The sequence below is a fragment of the Skermanella sp. genome (assembly GCF_059503625.1).
In genome coordinates this window covers 1-2,729 of the sequence record NZ_JCACHA010000351.1, presented here as the reverse complement: position 1 = coordinate 2,729, position 2,729 = coordinate 1, and the positions used below count along the sequence as shown (strand labels likewise).

The 2,729-nt window shown below is 60.9% G+C and carries 2 protein-coding genes; one reads left to right on the top strand and one right to left on the bottom strand.

What is annotated here, in order from left to right; all coding sequences use genetic code 11:
• The first annotated feature begins 98 nt into the window (after window positions 1-98).
• The gene (locus tag AC5JJ6_RS08060) at window positions 99-2,042 is read left to right on the top strand and encodes a hybrid sensor histidine kinase/response regulator (RefSeq protein WP_496041539.1); all 1,944 of its coding nucleotides are present in this window, start codon (window positions 99-101) and stop codon (window positions 2,040-2,042) included.
• A gap of 295 nt (window positions 2,043-2,337) precedes the next feature.
• Here AC5JJ6_RS08060 and AC5JJ6_RS08055 read toward each other — a convergent pair whose 3' ends face one another.
• Window positions 2,338-2,460: a hypothetical protein gene (locus tag AC5JJ6_RS08055; RefSeq protein WP_496041538.1), complete on the bottom strand. Its 123-nt coding sequence runs from the start codon at window positions 2,458-2,460 to the stop codon at window positions 2,338-2,340.
• Window positions 2,461-2,729 lie beyond the last annotated feature (269 nt).

Below are 2,729 nucleotides of genomic sequence, written 5' to 3'. Positions count from 1 at the left end.
CCGACAGCCACCGAGGTCACAAGCGATTCAGACAAAGAGAAAACCGCTCTAGTTGAACATGCTGCCCCTACTGCCTCCCCCTGCACCGGAACCGCCCGATGACGCACGCTGCACCAGCCGGCACGGATGACCGAATCTATCGGCTGTTGGTCGAGGTGGTTGTCGATTATGCGATTTATCTGCTCGATCCCGACGGGCGGATTACGACGTGGAATGCCGGCGCGAGGCGCATCAAGGGCTATGCGGACGAGGAGGTGATCGGGCAATCCTTCTCCAAGTTCTTCACCGAGGAGGATCGCCACCTCGGCAGGCCAGAGGCGGCTCTCGAAGCTGCCCGCCGGGACGGCCGCTTCGAAAGCGAGGGGTGGCGGCTTCGCAAGGACGGCACCCGCTTCTGGGCGCTGGCTGTGATTGACGTGGTGCGGGATGAGACCGGGCACATGATCGGTTACGCCAAGATCACCCGAGACCTCACGGAGCGCTACACGGCTCAGCAGGCTTTGCTGGAAAGCGAGCGACGGTTCCGGATTTTGGTCGAAGGAGTGACCGACTACGCAATCTTCATGCTCGACCCAGAGGGCCGGGTTACGAACTGGAATGCCGGCGCTCGACGGATCAAGGGCTATGAGGCCGCGGAGATCGTTGGCCAGCACTTTTCACGCTTCTACTCCAACGAGGACAAGGCTGCGAGGGTGCCCCAGCGAGCATTGGCCGAAGCCGTGGCATCCGGCCGGTTCGAGGCTGAGGGATGGCGGATTCGGAAAGACGGCAGCCGGTTCTGGGCAAGCGTCATCATCGACGCCATCCGCGACGGCGGCAAGCTGATTGGCTTCGCCAAGGTCACCCGTGACATCACCGAGCGCCGGGAAGCCCAGCGTGCCTTGGACGAAACCCGCGAGCAATTGGCACAATCGCAAAAGCTAGAAGCCCTTGGGCAGCTAACCGGGGGTGTCGCCCACGATTTCAACAATCTTCTTCAGGTGATCTCGTCTGGCATCACCCTCGCGGAAAGGCTGCCATCCGGTAGCCCAAGGCTCGGCGACATTCTTCGTGAGATGCAGAATGCCGCGGCCCGTGGTGCTGCCCTGACGAAGCAATTGCTGGCCTTCGCCCGCCGGTCGCCCTTGCGTCCGGAGGTGGTGGATACCACAAAAGGGATTGAGGAGGCGGTCGCGCTGTTCAGCCGCATGCTCGGCGCTGACATATCGCTCGATGTGCAGGTAGACGAGGATGTCTCGGCCGTCCTAATCGACACCGCGCAGTTTGAGATTGCTTTGCTGAACCTCGCGGTAAATGCCCGTGACGCCATGCCGAACGGGGGCGCGCTGCAAATCAAAGCCCACAATACCACCCTGGACGGCAAGCCCCAGGGGTTCAGTGGCCCGTTCGTGGCAATCAGTGTGCGCGACAGCGGAGTCGGCATCCCGGAAGAAGTTCACGGGCGCATCTTTGAGCCATTCTTCACCACAAAGCCGGTCGGCAAGGGCACCGGCCTCGGGCTTAGTCAGGTCCATGGCATTGCGCAGCAGGTCGGAGGAACGGTGACAATCGCTAGCAAGGTGGACGAAGGCACTGAGGTGACTCTCCTGCTCCCGGCAGTGTCGGGCGCCGAAGCTGCGCGGCACCATTCTGATGCGAACCGCAGGGAGAACCAACTGCCCCTGCTACCCAAGGGCCTCCGTATCCTTGTGGTGGACGACAACGCGGCTGTCGGCCGGCTCACAGCGGGCATGCTGGAAGGCGCCGGCCACCATCCCATTACGACCACCGATCCGGAGATGGCGCTCCAGTTGCTCACCAGCGGCGGCCAGTTCGATCTAGTGATATCGGATATGATCATGCCGGACAGCATGAGTGCCCTCGATCTGGCGAGGGAAGTCGGGCGGCATCGGGCCGGGTTGCCTGTGCTCCTCGTGTCCGGCTATGCCGGTGATGGTCACAGCGCGGCGCAGGGCTTTCCGGTATTGCCAAAGCCATTTACGGCACTGGAACTCTCATTTGCGATCAGGGCGTTGCTGCATAAAATGGTGCCGACTGCTTAGCCGAAACTGCCTGGGTGTCGCCTGCCGAATGCCCGTTACCGTTGGCGCAATTGCCGGCTGGAGGGCACGCGTTGGTTCGGCTTAGCCAGAACAGCGCACTGCACGGCAGCAAGGAGGTCTCCGTACTCAAGAGGCTTGTGAAGCAATGCAAGTGCCCATTGCCGCTCCCATCTCGCAACGCCTCCAGGCCGCCGGGCGGCGGCGCCGGTCACCACGATTACCGGGAGGTCGGGCCGGGCACTCTGGAGGGTACGGATAAGGCCTTCGCCGGTCATGCGAGGCATGTTGAGATTGGTCAGCAGCGCAGAAGCCGAGCCCCAAGTCTTTCTACTTCCGCCAGCGCCGCAACACCGTCGCCGGCTATGCTCACCTCATAGCCAGCGGCTTCAAGGATGTCGGACAACGACAGCGCAATCATGGCCTCATCCTCGACTATAAGGATGTCGGGCGCTCCCACTTGTAACGTACCTACTTGCCGTTAGTAGAAATCAATGCTCGGCACCCTCCACAAAAGCACTCATTACAACTCTAACGGGTAATTTTGCCCCAAAACACCTAGATGTGTCTTGTGATCTTGAGATTTTCAGCGCGCACAAAAAACGTACCGAGACCTTCGAGCGTACCGTCCCTATATCTAAGTGTCCGTCCGGGATCATATTGTTCTTCGGCATAGCCTTCGCAGCATGA

Excerpts from the sequence above, each read along its gene's own strand:
- AC5JJ6_RS08060 (WP_496041539.1), top strand. The coding sequence starts at position 99 with ATGACGCACGCTGCACCAGCCGGCACGGATGACCGAATCTATCGGCTG.
- AC5JJ6_RS08055 (WP_496041538.1), bottom strand. The coding sequence starts at position 2,460 with ATGATTGCGCTGTCGTTGTCCGACATCCTTGAAGCCGCTGGCTATGAG.